We start from the raw sequence: 24,897 nt of genomic DNA, 5'->3' as shown, positions 1-24,897 counted from the left end.
TACTGTAAACTCCTATTTTACAATCCAATATCAATGTTCAATGATATTTACACAATTAAACATTTAGAATAACCCTTGATATCTCTATGCTGCGAGCCTCTTAAATCAGGTTTAGTGAAAGTTAAGATGACGTTTTTAGTATTAAATCTAGCTTTAATCCAGTACACCGAAGACCTACCTGTCTAAATATTTGGAATTTGGGAACAAAATACTAACTTGTCATATTACTGATTTCTTTAAAATGTCTTCCGTCTCAGCACTCCTGCGGACTTATAGTTCTGTCTAGCCAATACCCTGAGTAACTAACAAAAATATCATCAAGGCAGGCCTCAAAAAGTAAGTTATCAATAATGTCCATAGACATATGGTTTTCTCTCAGATCAAATCTCATTAAGGCTTCATCCTGATCGCAAACAAGGCTTCATTACAGTATTTAACCAAATTAAGGCTTCACTCTAATCGTAAACAAGGCTTCATTGCAGTACTTAACTGAATTAAGGCTTCACTCTAATCGTAAACAAGGCTTCATTACAGTACTTAACCGGATTAAGGCTTCATCCTGATCCCGAACAAAGCTTCATTACAGTATTTAACCAAATTAAGGCTTCATCCTGATCGCGAACAAAGCTTCATTACAGTATTTAACCAAATTAAGGCTTCATCCTGATCGCAAACAAGGCTTCATTATAGTATTTAACCGAATTAAGGCTTCATCCTGATCACGAACAAGGCTTCATTATAGTATTTAACCGGATTAAGGCTTCATCCTGATCGCGAACAAGGCTTCATTACAGTATTTAACCAAATTAAGGCTTCATCCTAATACCCTCTACGTCTATTTCTTGGTATTGCAGACGGTAAAGTTTCATACAGCCATTCCTTATCATGTTTAAAAAGCCACGTGTAAGAACTTCTACATAATGCTTGAATCTCTCCACGAGTAGGCGCTTTTGTTCTATCCAAACATTCATGTAATATTGAGCGATGCGTGTTGCGTTGCTTTTCAAATCGAAGCTGGATACGTAATTCTTTAATATCAGGAAACTGAGTCAATAACTGTTCAACAGCACTTTGCGAGCATTCCATCTCTTTGGCAATTGAAGTTGTAAGTTCGCCAGTTCTTAGCCTAGAAAGAATTTGCTTACGCTCTGTCGCAAATAAGAACTGTGCTCTACGGTGTATTCGTATGTTATTTTGCATAGCTATAGATTTAGCATACCCCACACTAACATTTGCTCGCTTAGCAGCTTGACGCATACTCATACCATTTCTTAACTGCTTTAAAAGTAAATCTGTTTTTTCTGGATTAACTCGTTCAAACGCATCATTAATTAAATGATCTGGCCTCACGTTTAATTGATTCGGATTAGAGCAACACTTCAAAAACTCTGACAAACTGCCAAATAAATGCTGTATCACGAGTAGGTGTTTTAATGAGTGAAACTGTGCGTGGGATTGATAAATAAAGTTTGATGGGTAGCTATTGCTTTTACTCCCCCCAAAAACCGCATCAAAAAGCCCTTTAGGCAACTCATTTACCCAGTACTCCTTAAGGCTTGTTTGCCATTTTTCTTGCCTGACAGACCCATAATTACATACGAGATTATTCGCATTTAACCCATGTAAATAAACCCTTCTCAAAACATCTGAATCAATGGATTCTAAATTTAAAGACCAGAGTGCATACGCATCTTGAGCAAGTCTTGCCTGCTTTAGGCTTGCCTGTGTTAAACCTTTGCCCTCACTTACAACCTGAGGCGGCAATACGAGCAATTTCCTTTCACGTTTTATTGCTTCTAGCTTTATTAAATGAAATGGACAGTAGTTAATCCAAGGTAATTGATGGGCAACATGCCAATACGCCACACCTACGTTTTTGATGTCTTGGGCGGCACACTGCGGGCAATAACATAGGACTGTCGGTTCTGGTATTCGATTAGCCAGTAGCGAGAATTGACTGTACGCATCAGTGCATGCTCCCTCAAGCATTTTAGTAAAAGCTTCTTGGAAGACATCACTTTGTATAAAAGGCTTAAAAAATGGCAAAACTGTGTGTTTTACGATTAATTCGTCAATGCCCACGCTCACACTTTCTGAAACTGGAACAATAAAAGATGGGAATATGGATGTTAATTGCTGGCCAGTATACCCCAACCTAACCAGCAAAAAGTCATGATCCGTAGCTAAACCGCTTATTAGCCCTGCTCTAGCGAGCCAACTGTAAATAGTCTCGTTGGGTAGCAGCGCACTTAAGCTGCAATTTCTAACGAAGGCCATTCTACCGCCAAAAAGCGCAGCCACATCAATACAAACAATGGATGCCACCCATTTACGTTTCGTAACGCCTTTTCGAGACTTAACGTTTTGTAATTGATTACAACTTCAGGCTCATGAAAAAAACGTTCAAAGCCATGTTCAAAAAACCACGCTACAAAGTCTTGCTGAAGTCTCGCTGCCACAAATACTTGCTCTCGTATTCTCCCTCCGTTTAAATTAGAAAAGCCACTTTGAATACCTCGTTTCATTACGTGTTCAAAGTATGGTTTAGAAAGCATTCCAGGTGAATTTAATAAATCCATACTCGCTTGCTGTACCCATGTAATATGCCCATTTAAATCTACGTAACTTGCCCTATGAATAGCACCACATTTAGTACATTTATTGGTGGTTGGTGGCGTCGCCATAACTCTTATATCAATGCTAGAAAATCCACAGGTATTGCAGCTTTCAAGCAATTCGCAAGCATGCTTTGAACAAGTGATCATCGAAGGTAACTGGTGTTCAACGTGCCAATAGGAAGTACCTACACGTTTTTCATCTTCAATAGCGCATAATGGGCACCATCGCCAAGCTAAAGAAAACGACAATGTTCTGCATAATGGAGCCGATAAGGATGGTACTTGCTCAATAAATTCGCAGCGTTTCCAAAGGCCTCCTTTCCTGATCCGCTTATTAATGATCTTATCAACATCACGAAAATGCATCGAAGGTGAATAATAAGGAAACAATGAGTGTTTTCTTAACAGATATTCTCTGCTTATACTCCCCTCATACGCATTCGCAGCAACATCAATTAACGGATGATAGATTCGTTGATTGCTCAAAGAGCCATCCTCTGAAAGCATGCGCTCAAACACCAGCTTAGGGTTACTACTATCTAAAAGGGTTGCCTTACGAGACACCACTCCCGCAAAGTGCTCGCCATCAAAAGGGGTAGGCATGAAGGATATATTAGTCATCAGATCCCTCCTCAATGAAATTGAGCATATCTTTAGAATCAATATCCATACACACTCGAGGTATACCTAATGGGTCTGGCACCACGTCAGGTAATAACTTTTGTACTTTTTTGCGCTCAGCTTTTGCAGCTAACTTTACTTCTTCGTTTGTTAAAACATGCTCTTTTTGATCCAGTTTGTTCACACCCTCATCAAACTGTTGAATATTTCCCGCTCTGAGATTATCTAAAGCGCCAGCAATCAAAGAGAATTGATTGTTATACGTCTTATGTAACCTTCCCACGTCACCCGTGCGATATGCATCGGCTTTATCGGGGTATTTATTCTTCAACATTGCAATTGACTCATGATGCAGTATCGCCAACCTCGTCATCATTGCAGGCAGACCACACGTTAAATAACAAAAAACTTGTTTGAACTGCTTATCTGGCATTTCGCTACTCTTGCAAAATGATTCAGGGAACAATGCATCAAAGAGAGAGTTAAAAAACTTACTCTTTACCCCGTACAAAGAAAACTGATATTCACGGTTGGTCAATAATCTGCGTGTGATCGTAAAATCTGGGCTTTTAGTGTCAGATAAAAACATCTCCCTACCAGATGTTGTTGATGAAAGAACAATAGGAATACCCATTTTGTTAAACAAAGCTTCAATCGTAGTGAAGGATGGCGCATTTTTACTATTTTTGTATTTCAACATGAACTGCAATTCATCAATATGAGCCAACCCCAAATGATGTGCCACAGCAATTGACTGCATTTGACTTAAGTGGCGTTCTACAGAGTAATGTGATTTATCTTTCCACTGTTCATAAAAATCTGTATCAAGGGCTTCATCAACAGCGTTAAAAAAATTGAGCGCCAACCCCTTGGTTGATGGAGTCGATGGCATATCAAGCGATATCCAAACGAGCTGATCTTGCCGGAAGATTTTGTCCTCAAACTTGTTGTGCTTGATCACTTGTGGGATCACGTTCAGAACACTGCGAATTCCTTTCGTCTTACCAACACCGCTATGACCATGAACAAATACGCTAGGCGCGGTTGTTCGAGAAATAAATTTCTCTTCTAATCGATCCCCCTTTCTAGCTGCCAAGGCGATTGCCATTTGCAATTTGTTAGTTTCCGCAGAATGTGGCGTGTACTTAGAATATCCATCTAAAATAAGCCCTACAAACTTGTTATACATTCCATATAAGTATGGCGCTGGAACGTGAACCTTTTCTAACCGCTCTAGAAATACCTGCTGATATACAGCTGGTATATTAGTTAAGCTCTTTTCAAAAGTAGGTTTGAAAGTAAGCTTTTTATTCAGCTCGTCTTCGTGCGCTATTACTTCAATAGCCTCGGTAAGAGGATTTCCATTTAAGCTATCAAGCGGGTGTTTTCGATATATCGCTTCTTTTTTCAAAAGATTACTCCCTTAATCTCCATACAATTCGTCGTCTAAGTCATCCATGACGGCGGGCTTCATTGACTCTAAGTCGGTTCCAGTACCAAATGTATTATCCAACTGTTGATTCGCTTGAGTTCTTAGCACAAGCTTCTGAATTTGTTGACGAGCTTTAATGCCTGGTTGGATAGATTTATGTTTATTTTTAGGTGCGAGCGAGCGCTCAGCCTCCTGTTGCGCAGTAGTAAGATCAGTAACAGAATCCCAATATGAACGTGTGATCAGAGCATTTTGCTTATGCTCGTGAAGCATATCTTTTTCTTGCTCCATCAAGTGCATTACCTGCTCCCAATGCTGACTTGCTAAAGGATTTTCGTTATTGATATTTTTAAGGCGTAACTTAACGATCTGACCATCGTCGGTTTCATGTAACAGCTCATTGATATTGTCGTACATCCTTTTGACTAATATGTTGAATGTGCCATGATGCCTAGCTCTAGCATAGCCACCACTAGATTTGAAATAGGGGTGATGGTATTCGACCCCTTCAAAACGTATACTGCTAGAAGTTACCGTCGCACGCTCTTCAGGCAAAAATGCCCACCGAATTTTAGCTTCACTTACTCCAGAGTTTAATCGCCCGACCTTTTCCATGTCTTCTAAGCTATTTAAAAAAATCGCTTTCGGCGTAAAGTCCGCACCATTTACAAGGCCTTTGAAGTTAAGTCGCTTGAGACGATCTGCTGAATTGTTGTGGTAGCAAATTTCTGCGATTAACACTTGCATTAATGAGTCATAATCGTACAACGCATTATTAGATGCATGGCTATCTTCACGTTTTGGTAACTCTGCTAATGCACCAGGAATAAACTTAATAACTTGATCATTAACAGTACCAAATTTGCGCTCAACCACTCCTTTAGCATCACCGCGATAAATAGCCATAAACGCAACATCTTCAATACCAATTCTCGCGTTTAAAAGAGCATCAATGAAGGTTTTCCTATATTCAGGTCCATTGTCTATTGCTAATTCAATTGGCACATGTTTAGCGGGCCAATCATTTTTATCAAGAAGAACGCCAAAACGTTTAGCAAATTCAACTTTATCTAAACATGCATTTGCCAAAGCCTGAGATACTCCTTGCCAATTGGGGCCATCAAACCCCAAATACATCCCAACAATCATTGTTGAATAAACATCGACTACGAGATATAAAACAGGACGCCCCATTGAATAGCGCTTACTTGTATCAAAAGGATAACGCACGTAACAATCAAGAATGGTTGCATCGACTTCATAGCGCTGTGTGGCGCCAAGTACCCCATCAAAAGACTTGCCTTGTCTATCCTCAAAGTCTTTAGCGAAGTTAACATCTCCATGTTTCAAACGAAGAAGTGATGCTTTATCAATAATTTTTTTAAAGTGATAGCGAAACATGCCATCACTGATTCGATCTTCCTCAGGAAATGGGTGAAAGATATGTTGGGTACCTAATGTCGTCTCTCTTTCGATTACATAGCGTTCAAATGTCCTGTGATATAGCCGATAAGCAAACGCAATAGAAAAGTTAACGTGATTAGATTTGATAAAAGCAGCAGTTTTTTTAATGTTTAATTTATCAACATCATTTACACACCGTGCGTTTGAACGAACTTTCACTTTACCGTTCTTACCGTTTGGACCACGCTTAATCTGGGAGTCACTCAAGTCTTTAACATAACGGTAGTTTGAGCCACATTGCATCAAGCCAAATGGCAACAATGAATTTTTGGTACAGCCAAAAATGATGTATCGATTGATCGCAGAATGAAATGATGCTTTCCCTTTCCACTTATCCTTTCCGAGAAGTGGCTTTATCTCAGCCGCTAGCCCCTTACCATACAAGTACTGCTCAATTTTATCGGGACTAACAAGACTTTCGATTTTCCTAAATTTATAGTCACGTTTATCAAGCCAGGCACCTTTCCCCATTTCAGTAGCAATCCAGTCATCACTTCTAGTCATAACAACCGGGTAGTCAAAACGCTCTACTTTTAATGAGTGGCTAGTTATATGTGCCAATACATCATCCATACGCCATGCTTCAGGTTTAGAAAGGTTCTTTTTTGGGTCAAAACCATTTAGATCATACAAAGCAGTATACTGTCGACCAAAACTAACGTGACAAACAAGAAGATCAATATTCTTTTTCTCGTTAGTCAGGCGCGTACCCATTTTTAGCATCATAAGGTAAGCTCCACAGGACGATGGAACTGTAACGTATTGCTATGCCTAAGCGGAAGAAAATGCTTGAGTACACTAAATTGAAAAAGCCGAATAACTTGCTCATCAGAGCAATTTAACTGTTGCCTTGTATGTAACAGTAAAAACTCAAGTGGTTTCATGAAGTACCTTTGCCATACGTGGCAAAAAGTAAACACGAATATTCTAACCAACTCATCCTCAAAGCTCATAAATCCACCAGGCTCACAGAACCTGATGTTATTGAACTCTTCCTTGGTAGCATCTAATTCAGTGACAATTCGATACTTGGTGCCACGGCGTCGCCAATACTCTCGTTCAATAGCAAATTTCTGCCAAGTTCGAGCATTCTTGCGCTGTAGCACCTTTCTTTCTTCGCCTTTTATCGAGCCCTCCAGCTCAACCCCTTCTTCATCCACCACGTAAATTTGAGAGGCATATTTAAAGCTATATGCCGTCGTTATTATGCGACTCGGGTTTTCTAGGTCTTGATGTTGAACCAAAAAATCTGTTGTCATCACATATGCCTCCGAGGTCTCCCAATTGCGTGGGTGAATTAAATTACCCGCGACTGCAATATTTAAAGTTTCATTTAAATCGAGTGCATACTGCTCAAATACACGCTTAGTACCTCTGGCCCAAATCAATTTTTTGTACATCCGTAATTCACCATCACTCAACAAATGAGCATGACGCTTCTGTACATTGCAAAAGATCCAATGCCTACGGCCATATTGATTTACAGCTTTTACCGTTAAATACGGTCGATAACTCTCCGTTGTTAAACTTTGTATGTCACGCTTCCACCGGTTTAACTTTTCCATAACTTTTGGTGTAGTGGTAACCTCTTTTAATTTCATATGCATCCTGCAATTGATTCATTCGGGAATAATATCTTGCCTGTAGATCAAACTTTGATCAACCCACCTAAAAACCATAACCACATGAAAAACAACATTTTTGTGTTGCAACAGCAACCTTGAACAACATCAGAATTGTGCAAGTGAAAATTGAATTAAATCAACGGAATATTTTTGTCTAAAAATAAGTTTTTGAATTGGAAATGGAAACAATAATTTTGTTGTGAGGTATTTTGGGGCTTTAAAAATTGAAATATTTCAACGCAAGATAAACAAATATTTTTAAGGCATGATCAAAATTAAATAAATATTTTATAAAATAATTTTTAACAGCTCAAAAATACAACAAAATAACAAAATAAGATCGATTGCGATCAATTGCTAATTCCTCAATTTTCTCATACTATCAATTTGTTCACATACAGAGATTAAACATGGCCGATGATATTTTGACCATTCAAGAGGTCGCTACGTACTTAAAGCTAAATGAAAAGACGGCATACCGTCTTGCAAGTGAAGGCAAATTACCCGGCTTTAAGGTGGGTGGTAGTTGGCGCTTTAAACGCGTAGATTTAGAGCAATGGATTGAAGAACAAAAACAAAAATAAGGAATGTTATATGATCCCAAGTTATCAAGAATTCATGCGCCCCTTTCTCAAAATTGCTCATCAAGCTGATGGCAAAGAAGTTAGGTTACGCGATGTGATAAATCAGTTAGCTGATAAGTTCTGTTTATCTGAAGCTGAACGTGAAGAGACACTGCCAAGCGGCAGACAATCTATTCTTGATAACCGTGTTGGTTGGGCTAGGACTTACCTAACCAAAGCAGGCTTGCTTGAAACCACACGACGAGCACATTTTGTGATCACCGCTCGTGGTATATCAGCTTTGCAAGATCCCAGTGTTAAAATTGACAATGACTATCTCAAGCAATTTGATGAATTTGTCGCATTTAAACAAAAGACAAATGAATCTGATACGCCTAGTGTTGATGTAGAATCAGACATTACCCCTGATGAAGCACTAAGAGTCGCCTACAAAAAGATTAACGATGCTCTAGCACAAGATATCCTCGATAGAACCCGTAAAGTCACCCCCGCTTTTTTTGAAGACCTATTAATTGAGCTACTCGTCGCCATGGGTTATGGCGGAACAGGTGAAGGTGCAGCCCATGCACTAGGTAAAACCGGCGACAATGGTGTAGATGGGGTTATAGACCAAGATCCACTGGGTGTTGATCAAATATACATCCAAGCCAAACGTTATGCCAAAGGTAACAATGTGGGCGCTGGTGATATTCGTGACTTCTTTGGTGCATTAAATCTTAAAAAAGCGCAGAAAGGTATTTTTATTACTACTTCTGAGTTCACCGCATCAGCCATCGAGACAGCACAAAATTTAGGTACTCGCATTGTACTTATCAACGGCACTGAATTAGCGAAGCTCATGCTGCGATACAACATCGGCAGCCGTGACGAACAGGTATTGCACCTGAAAAAGATTGACGAAGAATTTTTTGAAGGCTGATAAGTGAAAATAACTCAAGCTGAATTGGAAAGCCACCTTTTTAAAGCTACAGATCTAATTCGTGGTAGAGCTGATGCCTACGATGTTAAAGAATACATCTTCGGTATGCTGTTTTTAAAGCGCTGCAACGATACATTTCAAGCACGCCAAGAAGAAGTCATAAAAGAACAATTGTTAAATGGCAAATGCCTTGAAGGTGCTAAGGAGATTTCAGAAAGCAAGCTGTGGTACAAAAACTCATTTTATGTACCACAGACATCTCGCTGGAACTATCTAATCAATCACGCTCATAAAAATATAGGCAACTGCCTAAATGAAGCGCTTGGAGGATTAGAGCAAGGTAATAGCTCACTACAAGATGTCTTAGAATATATAGACTTCAATCGTAACGTTGGGAAAAAGCCATTTACAGATGGCCAACTACGTGAGTTTATCAATCACTTCGACCAGTTGAATTTTGCTGATAATAATTTAGAAAATGGTGATGTATTAGGCGAAGCTTTTGAATCGTTATTAGGCTATTTTGCTGAAAGTGCTGGAAAAAAAGCTGGAGAATTTTATACACCGAGAGCAATAGTTAAATTACTGGTTAAGCTGGCTAACCCTGAAAATAATACCTCTATCTACGATCCCTTCTGTGGCTCTGCTAGCATGCTTGTTGAAGCAAAAAAGCACATAGCCAGCAAGACAGGTGACAATGTTAATTTAGATCTTTATGGACAAGAAGTTGCTGGAGTAACCTGGTCTATTGCTAAAATGAACCTGCTCTTTTCAGGTGTTCCATTAAGCCATCTCACTAATGACGACACATTAGAAAGCCCAGCTCATATAAATAGCGATGGAAAGTTGGCACAATTTGATACAGTACTATCGATCCCTCCTTTTTCTTGTAACTTTGGCACCCGAGGGCAGAGTTTAAAAGACGATTTTAAATATCCTGAAAGGTTTAAATATGGTTCAGTGCCATTAGGCTCTAAAAAAGCTGATTTAATGTTTTTACAGCATATGCTTGCTACTTGTAAAGCGAACGGGAAGGTAGTTTCCGTTGTTCCTTTTGGAGCTCTTTTCAGGAGTTCAGATGAAAAACAAATTCGCTCTGGTATGGTTGAAGATGACCTATTAGAAGCTGTCATAGCTCTACCATCAGGGCTGTTTTATGGTACAGGTATACCAGCGGCTATTTTAGTCCTTAATAAAAACAAACCGGAAGAGAGAAAACAACAGACTTTATTTGTTGATGCTTCACATGACTATACTGAAGTTCGCTACGCGAACCGGTTACGTCCAGAAGATATCCAAAAAATGACTAGTACATACCTTTCTTACGCGACTGAAGGAAGTTATTCAAAACTAGTTCAAACAGAAGAGATTCGTGATAATGATTATGATCTTAGTGTAAGGGGCTATGTTGATAATTCACCTGTTTTAAGAAGAATAAATGAACTCAATGCACATTATCAAGCCTTTAAAGAATATACTTTTTCCTCTAACCGTAAAAACTGCGCAGTAAAATCCATTAACTCTCCTTCTGATAGTCCTCGTTCAAATACCGTAGTTATTAGTAAAATGGCAAGAGGTACAAAACAGTGTATTGAACACGATGAGATAGGTACTAGAAACAAGTCGAATTTCTTCGAAATTCAGTTTGATGAAAATATAGTTTCAAGCGCATATGTAAAATTATTTTTTGAATCTGAACTTGGCAAATTAACACTATCCCATTTACCTCGTGGTACGACGATGCCTATGTTAAATAGGCAGGATCTTGAGAGTTTAACAATATTCATTCCATCAAAAAACGAACAAAATAGAATTATCGACTTGGCCAGGAAGTTAGATGTGGCGAGAGAGCAACTTACCACATATAAAAGTGACTTACTTACAAAGCCAGCACTTTACCAAGAGGTTGAATCTAGAACGGATGATTTCGTTTATGAACTATCTACGCTAGATGAAGTGAGCAGAGTAAAACAACTCATTAAAATAAATGAAACGCAACGCATTGAGTTTAAAAAAACATTTTTCGTAAATGTCGATGACTTGGGTGGAAAATTCAAGAAGGGTGACAAAGATCACAAGAAAAAATGTAAAGCAGAACAATATAAAATTGCTAAAAACATAGCTACATTTCTAAACACTGATGGCGGGACTTTATTAATTGGTGTTACAGATGATAGCCAAGTCAGTGGTGTCGAACTGGAAATGCAACACATTAAAGAGGTAAAAGCGGAGGCCTACATTAAGCGTCTATCCCAAGATGTAGCCAATTTGCTCGGTGAAAGAAATAATAAGTGGATAGAATACTCATCTGTAGAGATAACTAATAAAACTATTATCGTGGTTGACTGCAAACAAGCAACTAAACCTGTATTAATCCCCACTAAAACTAAAGAAGGTGCTATTCTCAGCGACCCAACAGATTTTATTATTAGACGCGGTACTGCATCTGTAACTCTGAACGGTTATGAACTGTTAGAATACATTGATTCACATTTTAAGAAGTAAAAATAATGCCATTAACCCTATCCCAACTAGAAAGACATCTTTTTAATGCCGCCGACATACTGCGTGGCAAGATGGATGCGTCAGAATTTAAAGAATACATTTTTGGCATGCTGTTTTTAAAGCGCTGTTCAGATATCTTTGAAGAGCGCCGTGAAGAAGTTATCAAGCAGCAGCTTGCAAAAGGTAAAAGCCAAGCAGAAGCTGAAGAAATTGCCGAAACCAAAATGTGGTACAAAAAGACTTTCTATGTACCTCCGACTTCACGCTGGGATCACCTAGTCAATGAAGCTCATAAAAATGTGGGTAATTTCTTAAATGAAGCGCTTGGTGGTTTAGAGCAAGGTAATAGCTCACTTCAAGACGTATTAGAGTACATCGACTTTAACCGTAAAATTGGTAAAAGTGCGATGCCAGATCGCAAGCTACGTGAACTAATCACCCATTTCAATAAACACAGGTTGCGTAACCAAGATTTTGAATTCCCTGATCTACTAGGTGCAGCATATGAGTATTTAATTGGTGATTTTGCTGACTCTGCGGGTAAAAAAGGCGGAGAATTCTATACGCCTCGTTCAGTAGTGCGCTTAATGGTGAGATTAATGAAACCTGAACAAACCCATAAAGTATACGATCCTTGTTGTGGTTCTGGCGGTATGCTCATTGCGTCAAAAGAATATATCGATGAACAAGGTGGTGATGGTTACCGTCTCGATTGTTACGGTCAAGAAGCGGCTGGTACAGTTTGGTCTATTGCCAAAATGAATATGTTGCTGCACGGCTTAACAACCAATAGCTTGGAGAATGACGATACTTTAGAGCATCCACGCCATAAAACTAGTGATGGTAAATTAATTCAGTTTGATCGTATTCTCACTAACCCACCGTTTTCTATTAGCTTTGGTACTAAAGAAACCGATGAAGATGGGCAGTTAGTTTACCAGCCAAATCATCCAGAACGTTTTAAATATGGGCAAGTTCCATTAGGTGCAAAAAAAGCTGATTTAATGTTTGTTCAGCATATGCTTGCAGTCTGTGCTGAAGGTGGCCGAGTGGCGACTGTTTTACCACATGGTGTGTTATTCCGTGGTGGTGAAGAGCAAGGCATTCGAGCTGGTATTATTGAAGATGACTTGCTTGAAGCTGTTGTTGGCCTGCCACCTAACTTGTTTTACGGAACAGGTATTCCAGCTTGTATCATGATATTTAGACAGCAAGTGGCTGAAGGAGCTCATCAAGTTAGTGGTAAACCCGAACACATGCAAGGCAAGGTCTTATTTATTAATGCTGACAGAGAATATTTTGAAGGCCGAGCACAAAACTACTTAATGCCTGAACATATTGAGCGCATTGCGTCAATATTTGAAGCCTATGAAACTAATGAGCTAAAACAAGATATTCCTGGCCTTGCTGCCATTGTTAGTAATGATAAATTAGGCGAGGAAGGCTATAAGCTAAACATTCGCCGTTATGCTGATAACTCACCATCGCCAGAGCCTCATGATGTAAAAGCACATTTATTAGGCGGTATTCCTGATAGTGAAATAAACAGTAAAAAAGCGTTATTTGATACTCAAGGCTTAAAACCTGAAGATATTTTTACCCCTAAAGCTGGTCAAAACGGCTATCAAGAATTCACATCTGTTATTGATACTAAACAAGCTATTAAAACCACTGTGAATGAAAACACCCATGTTATTGCCCAAGAGCAAGCCATGCGTGATGCCTTTGATACCTGGTGGAGTAACCACAAACTCAGTATTACCGCCCTTGCCAAAAACAAAGAATATGCAGCATTGCGCAAAGAGTTAATCAACAGTTTTACTGAGAGCTTAAAGCCTATCGGCATGCTAAGTGATGCCCAGGTGAGCGGTATGATAGCGGCATTTTGGTATCAACAGCGCTATGACTTTTTAACCTTAATTGCACGTGACTCTAAAGGCGTAGTTGATGCTTGGCGTACTAGTATTATTACTGCAATGGAAGACGGAAAAAGTAAATCAGACCCACTAGAGCACAAGCTTGTTCGCTTTTTATTAGATGGTTTTTTATCTGAGTTGCAAAATTTACAGCAGCAAAAAACAGAGCTAGATGGTTCTATTAAAGTATTATCGGCCAAATTACCTAAAGATGATGACGATAGCGATGAAGGTGATAGTACTGAAATACTATCAGCTGAAGAAGTTGCTAGTATTGAAAAGCAAATTAAAGCCCAGAAATCGCAGCGAACGAAAGTCACCAAAAGCTTAAAGGCAAAAACAGAAGCCTTTGAAAGTGAGCTAAATACCAAGGTTGATGAATTAGGCTCAGACGATGCGGCCAAGTTGATTCTTAATATTCTCTATCAAGATATGTTAACAATCGTTGAGCGTTACCTTGCCACCGAGCGTCAACAACTCATCGCTACCATCGAAAACTGGTGGGAGAAATATCAAGTTACTTTGACTCAAATAGAGTCCTCGCGAAATAAATCTGCCAAAGCACTTAATGATTATTTGTCGGGGTTAGGTTATGTCTAATAAGTTATTTTTTGAGACTCAGCCTCTTTCTAGTGTATTTCGAATAAACACATTAAGTGTTATGCCTAATGCACAGCCGCATGCACTGTGGCATCACCATAGTATTCCTGCTTTTGATGAAACAGGTAGGCCAATTCTCGAACTTGGAGGCAATATTGAGAGTAATAAAACTGAGATTTATAACCCCTGTGTTTTAGTTTCAAAGCTAAATCCTAGAAAATCTCGTGTATCTTTAGTTTTTCCTATAGAGGGCGATAACCATTGCTGCTCAACTGAGTTTATTTGCTATACCCCTATTGATGACAATACAGTCTTAGCTTTTTGGAAGCATTTTTTTGGTAGTAGTTATTTCAAGAAAAAACTAACTAAAATAGCCATTGGTTCTACTAACAGTCATACGCGTGCATCACCTAAAGAAACTTTAGGGTGGGATGTTCCTATTGTTACTAAAAAAGAAAGTCAAAAAATTGCTGATATTTTAGATACTTTAGATAATCAAATCCGCGAAACTGAAGCTATGATTGCTAAGTTACAACAAGTAAAGCAAGGCATGTTACATGATATGTTAACTCGCGGTATTGATGGAAGCGGAGAGCTCCGTCCTAGTTATAAGGACTCCCCCGAATTATATAAATCTTCTGAGTTAGGTTGGATTCCTAAGGACTGGAAAGTTGGCTCTATTGAGTCTTTTTTGGAAAATATTATTGATTATCGGGGAAAAACTCCGACTAAAGTTGATTTAGGCATTAGGTTGATTACGGCCAAGAATGTACGAAAAGGTTTTATTCAAGAAGATCCTAAAGAGTTTATAGCAGAGCAAGATTATGACTTATGGATGACCCGTGGCATTCCTGAAGAAAAAGATATTCTTTTTACGACTGAAGCACCACTAGGTATGGTTGCTCAAATAGGAACAACAGAAAAACTTGCTTTTGCTCAGCGTTTAATTATTTTACAAGCTAAAAGTAATATTGATTCAAGATTTCTTAAACAAAGGCTCTTATCAGAACAGTTTCAAAATGGAGTCTTAAAGAAGGCCTCTGGGAGTACAGCTCTAGGTATTAAGCAAAGTGAATTTAGAAAAGTTGTTACTTGCTTTCCCGATACAAAAGATGAACAAGAGGCTATTTCAGAAAGAGTTGAGACATTAGAAGAAAATATACTTAATTTCAAAATTGAGTTGGAAAAATTAACGATCAAAAAAGCTGGTCTAATGGATGATCTGCTTACGGGTAAAATCCGCGTTACCGATTTGATTAACCAACAACAGGCCAGCTAAAAGTAGCTTTATTAAAGGAATGAATGATATGGGTCCGGAGTATTTACTATCAGAATTACCATTGATTAAACAGCTTCAAGCGCAAGGCTGGCAGTATATTGAAGGCAGTTTAGATGATGCTAGTGTTACTGGCCGAGATAGCTTTGCTGAAGTATTGCAAACCCAAACATTACGCGAACAACTGGTAAAGGTTAACTTGCGTACCCAAGCTAGCGGTGAGCAAGTTGAATGGCTTGATGAACAGCGCGTTAACCAAGCTATATCGGCTATTAGTCGTGTTGCCGCTTCTAAGTTAATGGAGGCCAACCAAAAAGCATCTGAGTTGTTAACTAATGGCATTATTGTTGATGGCTTGCCTGATTGGGATGGTGGCCGTGCCCGTAGTATTCATTTTATTGATTGGGATACGCCAGAAAATAATACCTTCACGGTAATTAACCAGTTTAAGGTGAAATGTCCTCCCGGGCATGACACCAGCAAAAAACATATTATTCCTGATTTAGTATTATTGGTTAACGGTATTCCGTTAGTCGTTATTGAATGTAAAAATCCAGATAGTGCCGAGCCTATGGCTGCGGCGATTAATCAGCTTCGCCGTTATTCCAACCAACGTTTTGCTGGCGGTGAAGTAGAAGATAATGAAGGTGCTCCTCAGTTATTTAATACCAACCAGTTAATGATTGCCGCCAGTTTTGAGCAATGTTTAGTGGGCACTATTGGCGCAAGAGCTGAGTTTTATAAACCTTGGAAAACTATTGCTACACAGAGTGAGCCTAAGCGTTGTGAAAAAGCACTCGCTAAAGAGCTAGGTGTTTCAGGCCTGTCAGCGCAACAGCGATTAGTGGCTGGTATGTTAATGCCTGAATCTCTGTTAGATATTATTCGCCACTTTATTTTGTTTGTGCATCAAGGTGGGCAAACCATCAAGATGGTCTGTCGTTATCAGCAATATCGTGGTGTAGTGCGTTCTGTTCAGCGCTTATTATCGGGTAAAACTCGTAAACAAGATGGTGAATACGATAGGCGTGGTGGTATCGTGTGGCATACCCAAGGCTCGGGTAAGTCATTAACTATGATGTTTCTGATCCGAAAACTACGTACAGATATTGCCTTACGCCGCTTTAAAGTGGTAATAGTTACCGACAGAAAAGACCTACAAAAACAACTTTCCAGTACAGCCTCTTTAACCGATGAAATGGTCTCGGTTGCTAACAATAATAGATCCCTTAAAAACCTATTAAAGCAAGATGGTCCCGGCATCGTATTTGCGATGATCCAAAAATATCGTGAGTCACAAACCAAAGCAGCTGACCCTTTTGAATTGCTCAATGCCAGTGAAGATATCTTGGTAATGGTGGATGAAGCGCATCGTACACAATCGGGTGATTTACACGCTAACTTGCTTTCAGGTATTCCTAACTGTGCTCGTATCGGCTTTACGGGTACGCCAATCATTATGGGTGAGAAAAAACGCACCCATGAAGTGTTTGGTGAGTTTATTGATAAGTACACCATTAAAGAAGCCGAGGCTGATGGCGCGACAGTACCTATTTTATATGAAGGTCGCACGGTAAATGGTGCAGTAAAAGATGGCTCTAGCTTAGATGAGTTATTTGAAGACTTTTTTAGCGATAAAAGTGAAGAAGAACTCGAAGCCATTAAAAAGAAGTATGCGACTAAAGGTAATGTATTAGAAGCCACACTGCTAATTGAAGAAAAAGCAGCAGATATGCTGCGTCACTATGTCACCAATATTTTACCTAATGGCTATAAAGCACAAGTGGTGGCATATAGTCGTTTAGCTGCTGTGCGCTATTACAAAGCCTTTATAGATGCGCGTGATAAGTTGCTGTTTGATGCTGAGCGCTTACCTGAAGAGTTAAAGGGTTGTGATAACGAAACCCTTTGTCGTAAGTCTCCTAAAGTACAGGCGTTGATCCAAGCATGGCGTTATAAAAGTGTATTAGCCAGAATGGAATTTTCCACCATTATCTCGTCTGATAATAACGATGGGCCAGAATGGGCTGAGCATACAGATAGAGCCAAACAAGACAAAGCTATTGAACGTTTCAAAAAGCCTTTACTGAATAAAGAACTAGGTGCTGAAGCTGAGCAAACTGAGGCCGGTACAGATCCGCTTTCGTTCTTAATTGTTAAATCAATGCTGTTAACAGGCTTTGATGCACCAATTGAAGGTGTGATGTATTTAGATCGCTCAATTCGTGAAGCGGAATTATTACAAACAATTGCTAGGGTTAACCGTACGGGATATGGCAAGCAGTTTGGTATTGTGGTGGACTATTATGGTGTTGCGAATCACCTTAAAGCTGCATTAGCAGCTTATAGTGACGAAGATGTTGAAGGCGCGTTACGCAGTTTAAAAGACGAAGTTCCAGCCCTTAGAGAGCGTCATATTCGAGCCGTCGATATATTCCGCAGTAAAGGAATAGAATCGCTTGATGATATTGAATCTTGCGTACAATTGCTTAGCACGGAACGATTACGCCAAGAGTTTTCAGTAAAATTAAAAGCCTTCTTACAAAGCTTAGAACAAGTATTACCACGCCCTGAAGGCTTACCTTTTGCTGGCGATGCTAAAGCACTGGCGATGATACAAAACCGTGCAAGAATGCGTTATCGCGATAGTATGGTGATAGGTAAAGATGTTGGTGCTAAGGTTCGTACTTTAATTGACGAACATATTATTTCACTGGGTAGTGACCCTAAAGTAGCGCCAGTAAACTTAACAGATGCACATTTTGAAAAAAGTATAGATGAAGTGCGTGAGCAAGTTGCAACTTATTGTGCTGACCCAGAAGAACAGAAAAAAGCAGTCGCGTCAGATATGGAGCACGCAATAAAGAGTCACATAACTAAACATCTTGATGAAGACCCTATTTACTATGTGAAACTTAGTGACTACCTAAAACAGATTCTCGAAGACTTAGCTGGCCAATGGGATGAATTGATCAAAGCGCTACAAAGCATTATTGATGAAGTGCGTTCTGGCTCTACCAAGCATGAAGAAGGTTTGCCTGACATCCCTGAGCATTACCTTCCGTTTTATCGCATGTTAAAAGTGGCAGTAAGTGGTGAGGACAAACCTGATTTAGCCTTAGAAGCCCAACTAATAGAGCTTACTGAAAAATTGGTTGCCCATATTCAAGATAAGATCACCACCACTAGTTTTTGGGAACCTCATCGTTTAGGTTTACAAGAAGAGTTAGAGCAGTATTTATTTGAAACTCTGTATGAATCTGAGCTACTTGACTTTGATCATATAGAACCTTTGGTTGATAAGCTTAGAGAGCTTGCTAAAGCCAATAGCTATAAATTAGAGGCTGTATGACCTTAACTATTGAAGACCTAGTTATACCTGTTAAACACAGTGCTGGTCGTAAAACGATGCAGTTAACCGTGGATAGAGATAGCAGCTTATTGCTTACCGCACCTCCATTTGTACAAACCGATGTACTTGAAGATTTTGTGCGCTCTAAGCTTAGCTGGATTTATCAAAAGCTTGCTGAAAAATCCTTAATGCATAAAACCGTGCGTCAAAAACAGTTTGTGCAAGGAGAAGGCTTTTTATATTTAGGCAGAAGTTATCGCTTAAACTTAGTTGATGAACAAGAACAGCCACTCAAGTTTTATCATGGCCGTTTTCATTTATCAAAAAGCAATATTGAGGGTGCCCGAAAGCTATTCATCGATTGGTATGTAGCAAAAGGTTTGAAGTGGTTAGAAGCAAAAGCTAACGAATTTAGAAATCGTTTAAGTGTTGAGTTCTCAGCAGTAAAAGTACGTGACCTAGGTTATCGTTGGGGGTCTTGTGGTAAAAATCAGACACTTTATTTCCATTGGAAGACTATATTACTCCCCGCAAAAATTGCTGAATATGTTGTTGTGCATGAGCTTTCCCACTTGATTGAACCAAGCCACTCCTCTGATTTTTGGTTATGTGTAGAACGTGCAATGCCCGACTATAAAGAGCGAAAAAAGTGGTTGGCTGAGCATGGTATGGATGTTGAGGGTTTATAAGCCTCAATACGATACAACCATTCTGGTGTTACGAATGGAAGCTCGCTTCAATCACTAACCAGACCTGCTAAAGCCAGTGTACAGACTAAATAAGGACATATAAAAATGGAAGTTAAGCATTTTATTGAACAATATTTGCGAGAGATCGAAAGCGGTAATGCTGCTATTTTTGCTGGAGCCGGCTTATCTGTGGGTGCTGGCTATGTAGATTGGAAAAGCTTACTTCGCCCATTGGTAAAAGAATTAAAACTAGATGTAGATGATGAACACGATCTAGTTGGTCTAGCACAATATTACGTAAATCAGTTTAATCGTCAGCGCGTTTCACAACAGTTACTAAATGAAATGGGAACAGAGAATACGCCTACTGATAACCACAATCTCTTGGCCTCGTTACCTATTTCTACCTATTGGACGACAAATTACGACAAACTGTTAGAAAAATCCTTTGAGACAGAAAACAAAGTTGTCGATGTAAAATATACGAAAGAGCAATTAGCAAACACCAAACCTAAACGTGACGTTGTCTTATACAAAATGCACGGTGACATCGAGACTCCAAACAACACGGTGCTTACAAGAAACGAATATGAAAAGTATCCTGTATCACACGCGCCGTTTGTTACAGCTTTATCTGGAGATTTAGTATCAAAAACATTTCTATTTATCGGCTTTAGTTTCACTGATCCTAATCTTCATCATGTCTTAACGAATATTCGAGTGCAGTTTGAGGATAACCAAAGAAACCATTATTGTATTTTACGTCGCGAAAACAGAAAAGAGTATGCCAATGATGCGTCTTTCGCCAGAGGAGAAACAAAACAACAACTCTTCGCAGAAGACCTGGGAAGATTTCATATCAATGTGATTTTCATCGATGAGTATCAGGAAATCACAGAGATACTTAGCGATATTTATCGATTATATAAGCGCAAATCAGTTTTTGTATCTGGTTGTGCAGCTGACTTTGGGGCTTGGAAACAGTCAAGCACGGAAGAAGCACTTCACAACCTAGGTAAGGCTTTGATCGACCAGAACTATAAGCTTGTAACTGGTGTCGGACTAGGTATAGGGAATGTTTTAATTTCCGGGGCAGTTCAGTCCGCTTATCAAAAACAGTTTTCTCATCTTGAAGACAAATTAGTCATGAGACCCTTTCCTCAATACATTAGTGATGAGACGGAGCGTAAAAAAATATGGGAGCAATATCGTTACGATTTGATTGAGAAAGCTGGAATAGCTGTTTTTATTCTGGGCAATAAAAAGATTGGTGAAGACGTCATTTTCGCAGAAGGTGTTTTAGCAGAATATAGGATTGCAAAGGAGCTTGGATTAGTCATTGTACCCATCGGTTGCAGCGGTTTCGTTGCAAAAGAGATTTGGGAGGAGATTATGGCTGACTTCGACACTATTTTTCCTAATGACGACGGGAAATTAAAAAAATTATATGAAGCACTTGGGTACGAAACAAATAATCCTCTAGAGTTAATATCAAGAACAATCGATACATTGAATGCTTTGGCAAAGGAGTGATGTAATGGCAAGAAAAATATTTGTCTCATATAAGTATGGTGACGAACAAGTCGAAAATATTTTAGAAAGTTGGTGGAAAACAACTAAAGTCAGAGATTATGTAAATAAACTGGAAGAAATTCTTGGTGAAAATAACGAGATATACAAAGGTGAAAGTGACGGTGAAGATCTTAGCGACTTTAAAGACTCAACTATCGAAACTCGTCTGAAGGGTAAAATTTTCGACAGCAGTATTACATTGGTTTTTATATCCAAAGGAATGAAGGATTGGGGTATCTTTACCTCAGAGGCGGATCAATGGATTCCATGGGAAATATCCTATTCACTTAAAGTAAAAACCAGAAATGGCCGAGTCAGTCGTCCAAACGCAATATTAGCTGTAGTTCTGCCAGATGAAAATGGGTCTTACGAATATTATATAAAAGATAATACTTGCTCATGTTGTAACTGCACAACTTTAATGACAGATTTTTTATTTGGGATTATGAGCCGAAACATGTTCAACAAACGAGAACCAGAAGTTCTGGGCTGCAATGATCATACTGGAGGAACTGTTTATAAAGGGCGGCACTCTTACATCCAATCTGTAAAATGGATAAATTTTACAAATAACCCATCATTGTATTTTGATATTGCAGTTGAAATAAAAGAAGACATAGATAGCTATAACATTTCAAAGGTAATTTGATATTCAAATTATCGGACGTAAAAAGCGAACCATCTCTGGTTCGCTTTTTCATTTTTACCCACCTCAAAATTCAACTATCGGTTGCAAACTTTATTCGAGTTGCAAACTTAATTCCGATAGTTGCATTTTTTATTCGCAACCTACATTCAAAAATTAGTCGCGATATGTCTCAATCGGAGGACATGCACATACTAAATTACGGTCGCCATATACGTCATCGATACGTGTAACGGTTGGCCAGAACTTATCTTTAGCAACTGCTGGTACTGGGAAGGCAGCGTAAAAACGGTCATACGCGCGGTCCCATTCATTACCTAACACATCAGCTTGTGTGTGCGGTGCAAATACCAGTGGATTATTTTCGATAGACCATTCACCTGAAATGATTTTATCAATTTCACCTTTAATCGATACCATCGCTTCGATAAAGCGGTCAATCTCGCCCTTAGACTCAGATTCAGTTGGCTCAATCATTAATGTGCCCGCTACAGGGAACGACATTGTTGGTGAGTGGAAACCATAATCTTGTAAGCGCTTAGCAACGTCCATTTCTGTAATGCCTGAGGCTTCTTTTAATGGGCGTAGGTCAATAATACATTCGTGAGCAACGCGATTATTACGGCCACGGTATAAAATTGGGAAGTGCTTGCTGAGCTCATTGCTTAAGTAGTTAGCATTTACAATCGCCATTTCTGTCGCTTGTTTTAAGCCTTCAGAGCCCATCATAGCAATGTAAGCCCATGAAATAGGTAAAATAGCTGCAGAGCCGTAAGGCGCTGCCGATACTGCACCATTTCCTTCATTAGTACCTGGTACGTTAATTACGCTGTGGTTTGGCATAAATGGCGCAAGGTGCGATTTAACACCAATTGGGCCAACACCTGGGCCACCGCCGCCGTGTGGAATACAGAAGGTTTTGTGTAAGTTTAAGTGCGATACGTCTGAGCCAATAAAGCCTGGGCTAGTAACACCTACTTGCGCGTTCATGTTTGCGCCATCCATGTAAACTTGGCCACCATGCTGGTGAACAATTTCACATAACTCACGAATCGTTTCTTCGTATACACCGTGGGTAGATGGGTACGTTACCATGGCACATGATAGATTTTCAGAGACTTCTTCAGCTTTCGCTTTTAAGTCTTCCATGTCGATGTTGCCGTTTTTATCACAGTTAACAACCACAATTTTCATGCTGGCCATTTGTGCCGATGCTGGGTTAGTACCGTGTGCAGAACTTGGGATTAAACATACGTTACGGTGCGCGTCCCCTCGTGACTCGTGGTATTTACGAATGGCGATAAGGCCTGCGTATTCACCTTGTGCGCCAGAGTTTGGCTGTAGTGATACGGCATCGTAACCGGTAATGTTAACCAACCAATCATGTAGTTCGCCTATCATGATTTGGTAACCTTCTGCTTGGTCTAGCGGGCAGAATGGGTGAAGGTTAGCAAACTCAGGCCAGGTAATTGGGATCATTTCAGCGGTCGCGTTTAGTTTCATGGTACATGAACCTAACGAGATCATAGAATGATTAAGTGCTAAATCTTTGTTTTCAAGGCGCTTAATATAGCGAAGCATGTCTGTTTCACTGTGGTAGCTGTTAAAGTTTGGATGCGTTAGTATTTCATCATCACGCACTAGGCTTGCAGGAATAGAGTCGCTGCCATTTGCTTCAACATCAGCAGCAATCGCATCTACGCTTAGGCCATGGCCTTCGCCTAAAATAATATCAAATAACTCAGCAACGTCTGCACGGGTTGTGGTTTCAGATACTGAAATTGAGTATTCACCTGCATGGTTAGTAGCAAAGTTAACACCTTTAGCTACAGCACGCGCAATCACGTCGGCTTTGTTTTCATCAACCACTGTTAATGTGTCAAACCAAGTAGTGTGCTTAAGTGCCACACCTTTTGCTTTTAAGCCAGTTGCTAAAATATCAGCAAAACGGTGAATGCGTTGTGCAATGGTTTTTAAGCCTTGCGGGCCATGGTATACCGCATAAAACGCAGCCATGTTCGCTAATAATACTTGCGCAGTACAAATGTTTGAATTGGCTTTGTCGCGGCGAATATGTTGCTCGCGAGTTTGCATTGCCATACGTAATGCATCGTTACCTAAACGGTCTTTTGATACACCAATAATACGACCCGGTAATGAACGTTTGTACGCATCACGTGTTGCAAAAAATGCAGCATGTGGACCGCCGTAACCCATAGGTACGCCAAAACGCTGCGCTGAACCCAGTACTACGTCGGCGCCTAATTTACCTGGCGCTTTTAATAGTAATAAGCTCATGATATCGGCAGCTACACAGGCAATCGCTTTTTTGCTTTGTACGCCAGCTATTAGGTCAGTTATATCAACAATTTCGCCTGATGTTGACGGGTATTGGAATAACGCACCAAAAATATCGTGGTTAACAGCATCGGCGGCTTTACCTACAATAATTTCAAAACCAAATTGCTCTGCACGGGTGCTCACTACGTCAATGGTTTGCGTGTGTACGTCGTCGGCAATAAAGAACGCATTGGCTTTTTTAGCTTTAGATACACGTTTTGCAAGGCCCATAGCTTCGGCTGCAGCGGTTGATTCGTCAAGCAGTGAGGCACTTGCTAAATCTAGGCCGGTAATATCTAGGGTCATAGTCTGGAAATTTAATAGTGACTCTAAACGCCCTTGTGCAATCTCTGGCTGATACGGTGTGTACGCTGTATACCAACCCGGGTTTTCAAGTACGTTACGTAAAATTACGTGCGGTACGTGAGTTGGGTGGTAGCCTTGGCCAATATACGATTTGAAAACTTTATTTTTGCTTGCTACTGATTTTAAGTAGCTTAGTGTTTCAACTTCGGTGCGGCTTTCGCCGATATTAAGACCTTGCTCAAGACGAATACCAGCAGGTACAGTTTGACCGATCAGCTCTTCAACGCTCGATACTTCAAGAGCGCTAAGCATGTCGTTTACTTGCGCTGGGCTTGGCCCAATATGGCGGCGAATAAAATCTTGCTTTTGCTCTAATTGTTCAAGAGATTTGGCGTTTGACATGTGTCCAGATTCCTATGATCCAAATACTAA

The 24,897-nt window shown here is 39.7% G+C and carries 15 protein-coding genes; 9 read left to right on the top strand and 6 right to left on the bottom strand.

Features of this window, described 5'->3' with window-relative positions:
• Positions 1-819 precede the first annotated feature (819 nt).
• From FHG08_RS06430 to FHG08_RS06410, 5 genes are read right to left on the bottom strand one after another with little or no spacing between them, the layout of a single operon-like run.
• Positions 820-2,325 (bottom strand): TnsD family Tn7-like transposition protein, encoded by a 1,506-nt coding sequence (locus FHG08_RS06430; RefSeq protein ID WP_178955018.1) that lies wholly within the window; start codon positions 2,323-2,325, stop codon positions 820-822.
• The gene (locus tag FHG08_RS06425; RefSeq protein WP_138764858.1) at positions 2,250-3,239 is read right to left on the bottom strand and encodes a TniQ family protein; all 990 of its coding nucleotides are present in this window, start codon (positions 3,237-3,239) and stop codon (positions 2,250-2,252) included. Before FHG08_RS06425 ends, FHG08_RS06430 begins: the two co-directional genes overlap by 76 nt.
• Complete coding sequence (locus tag FHG08_RS06420; RefSeq protein ID WP_178955016.1) at positions 3,232-4,650, bottom strand: ATP-binding protein; 1,419 nt, start codon at positions 4,648-4,650, stop codon at positions 3,232-3,234. The genes FHG08_RS06425 and FHG08_RS06420 overlap by 8 nt, the downstream gene beginning before the upstream one ends.
• 12 nt (positions 4,651-4,662) lie before the next feature.
• On the bottom strand, positions 4,663-6,861 hold the full coding sequence (locus tag FHG08_RS06415) for a DDE-type integrase/transposase/recombinase (RefSeq protein ID WP_178955014.1): 2,199 nt from the start codon (positions 6,859-6,861) through the stop codon (positions 4,663-4,665).
• A complete protein-coding gene (locus FHG08_RS06410) occupies positions 6,858-7,736 on the bottom strand; it encodes a TnsA endonuclease N-terminal domain-containing protein (protein WP_178955012.1) in 879 nt (292 codons plus the stop codon). The genes FHG08_RS06415 and FHG08_RS06410 overlap by 4 nt, the downstream gene beginning before the upstream one ends.
• A 434-nt stretch (positions 7,737-8,170) precedes the next feature.
• On the opposite strand from FHG08_RS06410, the gene FHG08_RS06405 reads away from it, so the two are divergent.
• The 9 genes from FHG08_RS06405 (at position 8,171) to FHG08_RS06365 (ending at position 21,822) form a co-directional block, all read left to right on the top strand.
• A complete protein-coding gene (locus FHG08_RS06405; RefSeq protein ID WP_058428373.1) occupies positions 8,171-8,344 on the top strand; it encodes a helix-turn-helix domain-containing protein in 174 nt (57 codons plus the stop codon).
• Between the two features lie 10 nt (positions 8,345-8,354).
• Positions 8,355-9,263: a restriction endonuclease gene (locus FHG08_RS06400; protein ID WP_178955009.1), complete on the top strand. Its 909-nt coding sequence runs from the start codon at positions 8,355-8,357 to the stop codon at positions 9,261-9,263.
• 3 nt (positions 9,264-9,266) lie between these two features.
• Positions 9,267-11,768 carry an N-6 DNA methylase gene (locus FHG08_RS06395; protein ID WP_178955007.1) on the top strand — a complete coding sequence of 834 codons (2,502 nt, stop codon included), beginning with the start codon at positions 9,267-9,269 and terminating at the stop codon, positions 11,766-11,768.
• A gap of 5 nt (positions 11,769-11,773) precedes the next feature.
• Positions 11,774-14,284: a class I SAM-dependent DNA methyltransferase gene (locus tag FHG08_RS06390; protein ID WP_178955005.1), complete on the top strand. Its 2,511-nt coding sequence runs from the start codon at positions 11,774-11,776 to the stop codon at positions 14,282-14,284.
• Positions 14,277-15,563 carry a restriction endonuclease subunit S gene (locus FHG08_RS06385; protein WP_178955003.1) on the top strand — a complete coding sequence of 429 codons (1,287 nt, stop codon included), beginning with the start codon at positions 14,277-14,279 and terminating at the stop codon, positions 15,561-15,563. Before FHG08_RS06390 ends, FHG08_RS06385 begins: the two co-directional genes overlap by 8 nt.
• Before the next feature lie 28 nt (positions 15,564-15,591).
• Positions 15,592-18,912: a type I restriction endonuclease subunit R gene (locus tag FHG08_RS06380; protein ID WP_178955001.1), complete on the top strand. Its 3,321-nt coding sequence runs from the start codon at positions 15,592-15,594 to the stop codon at positions 18,910-18,912.
• The gene (locus FHG08_RS06375; protein WP_178955000.1) at positions 18,909-19,601 is read left to right on the top strand and encodes a M48 family metallopeptidase; all 693 of its coding nucleotides are present in this window, start codon (positions 18,909-18,911) and stop codon (positions 19,599-19,601) included. The genes FHG08_RS06380 and FHG08_RS06375 overlap by 4 nt, the downstream gene beginning before the upstream one ends.
• A 105-nt stretch (positions 19,602-19,706) precedes the next feature.
• The gene (locus tag FHG08_RS06370; RefSeq protein ID WP_218648493.1) at positions 19,707-21,134 is read left to right on the top strand and encodes an SIR2 family protein; all 1,428 of its coding nucleotides are present in this window, start codon (positions 19,707-19,709) and stop codon (positions 21,132-21,134) included.
• A 4-nt stretch (positions 21,135-21,138) separates the two neighbouring features.
• Positions 21,139-21,822 carry a TIR domain-containing protein gene (locus tag FHG08_RS06365; protein WP_178954998.1) on the top strand — a complete coding sequence of 228 codons (684 nt, stop codon included), beginning with the start codon at positions 21,139-21,141 and terminating at the stop codon, positions 21,820-21,822.
• Between the two features lie 153 nt (positions 21,823-21,975).
• On the opposite strand, the gene gcvP is transcribed toward FHG08_RS06365, so the two are convergent.
• Positions 21,976-24,867, bottom strand: coding sequence for an aminomethyl-transferring glycine dehydrogenase (gene gcvP, locus FHG08_RS06360; RefSeq protein ID WP_178954996.1), 2,892 nt, complete (start codon positions 24,865-24,867; stop codon positions 21,976-21,978).
• Between the last annotated feature and the right edge of the window lie 30 nt (positions 24,868-24,897).

This window comes from Pseudoalteromonas sp. Scap03 (genome assembly GCF_013393115.1).
Taxonomy (GTDB): Bacteria; Pseudomonadota; Gammaproteobacteria; order Enterobacterales; family Alteromonadaceae; genus Pseudoalteromonas.
Note: the sequence above shows the minus strand (reverse complement) of the source record. Positions and strands in the feature narration are given on the sequence as shown.

What these genes read in the sequence shown, in the direction of transcription:
- FHG08_RS06425 (WP_138764858.1), bottom strand. Translation starts at nt 3,239, where the DNA reads ATGACTAATATATCCTTCATGCCTACCCCTTTTGATGGCGAGCACTTT.
- FHG08_RS06415 (WP_178955014.1), bottom strand. Translation starts at nt 6,861, where the DNA reads ATGATGCTAAAAATGGGTACGCGCCTGACTAACGAGAAAAAGAATATT.
- FHG08_RS06410 (WP_178955012.1), bottom strand. Translation starts at nt 7,736, where the DNA reads ATGAAATTAAAAGAGGTTACCACTACACCAAAAGTTATGGAAAAGTTA.
- FHG08_RS06405 (WP_058428373.1), top strand. Translation starts at nt 8,171, where the DNA reads ATGGCCGATGATATTTTGACCATTCAAGAGGTCGCTACGTACTTAAAG.
- FHG08_RS06400 (WP_178955009.1), top strand. Translation starts at nt 8,355, where the DNA reads ATGATCCCAAGTTATCAAGAATTCATGCGCCCCTTTCTCAAAATTGCT.
- FHG08_RS06390 (WP_178955005.1), top strand. Translation starts at nt 11,774, where the DNA reads ATGCCATTAACCCTATCCCAACTAGAAAGACATCTTTTTAATGCCGCC.
- FHG08_RS06385 (WP_178955003.1), top strand. Translation starts at nt 14,277, where the DNA reads ATGTCTAATAAGTTATTTTTTGAGACTCAGCCTCTTTCTAGTGTATTT.
- FHG08_RS06380 (WP_178955001.1), top strand. Translation starts at nt 15,592, where the DNA reads ATGGGTCCGGAGTATTTACTATCAGAATTACCATTGATTAAACAGCTT.
- FHG08_RS06375 (WP_178955000.1), top strand. Translation starts at nt 18,909, where the DNA reads ATGACCTTAACTATTGAAGACCTAGTTATACCTGTTAAACACAGTGCT.
- FHG08_RS06370 (WP_218648493.1), top strand. Translation starts at nt 19,707, where the DNA reads ATGGAAGTTAAGCATTTTATTGAACAATATTTGCGAGAGATCGAAAGC.
- FHG08_RS06365 (WP_178954998.1), top strand. Translation starts at nt 21,139, where the DNA reads ATGGCAAGAAAAATATTTGTCTCATATAAGTATGGTGACGAACAAGTC.
- gcvP (WP_178954996.1), bottom strand. Translation starts at nt 24,867, where the DNA reads ATGTCAAACGCCAAATCTCTTGAACAATTAGAGCAAAAGCAAGATTTT.